This window comes from Vibrio sp. 1401 (genome assembly GCF_033340295.1).
Window position 1 is genome coordinate 1 of the sequence record NZ_JAWOWF010000273.1, and the last position, 782, is coordinate 782.

A 782-nucleotide genomic window follows, 5' to 3' on the forward strand; every position below is an offset into this window, starting at 1 on the left:
GACGGTGATGACCCCCGTCTCTTGAGTTGGTTTGAGTTGGTAGCGCACCTCCCTGTCCGCTAATGTCATTTTTTGGCGCAAGTAGTTGCGACCACCGTGTTCACGAACGACCTCAACATGTAAGGTATAGTCACCTTGCTCAAGGCGTTCGCCTGCGTCGTTAGTACCATCCCAAACAAATCGATACTGCCCAGCAGGGCGAGTCGCAGACGTCACAGCGTCAATCAGATCGCGATCATAACGACCCACTTTTCGCCACCAGCTGCGCATGTCTTTGAGCCACTCATCCTTACCGACCCAAAGCTGAATGGTTTTAACGGATTGACGTTGTTCATCCTCAACCCACACTGCGACGTAAGGACGGGCGTACATTGAGGTATCGATCTTCGGCAATTCAAATTCAAAGTCGATTTTGGCGGCATCAGGTAAAGGCGCAGCCAAAACTGGCCATGGTGCTATAGCTGCTACCAACGCCGCTTTGCAAAATAGGTTTTGGCGAAGTAACTTGCCTGTGTTCAACATAAGCTTTTCTCTACAACTGGCTGTTAAGGCACAGCAACAAAATAAATGACGAGCGACAGCAACGAGCCAAAGCTCATCCACTGTAGTGATGTTCTGAACGTCTTTTTCTTCGGCAATAACAGGCATACACCGGTCAGGACGAAAAACACCATCAGCAGCGCAGTGATGTCGATAAACCACTTCCAAACCCCACCACTGTTGCGCCCTTTATGTAGTTCGTTCAGCAGCGCAACAATACCGTAGTGCGTCGTTTCAACATC

At 49.7% G+C, this 782-nt stretch carries 2 protein-coding genes; both read right to left on the minus strand.

All coding sequences use genetic code 11. The features are described 5' to 3' along the window. A partial coding sequence (locus R7Z77_RS25055; RefSeq protein ID WP_318137006.1) for a DUF2271 domain-containing protein occupies positions 1 to 522 on the minus strand: 522 nt, incomplete at its 3' end. 23 nt (positions 523 to 545) lie between these two features. Continuing rightward, positions 546 to 782, minus strand: a 237-nt coding sequence (locus R7Z77_RS25060) for a PepSY-associated TM helix domain-containing protein (RefSeq protein WP_318137007.1), incomplete at its 5' end; no start/stop codon positions are given.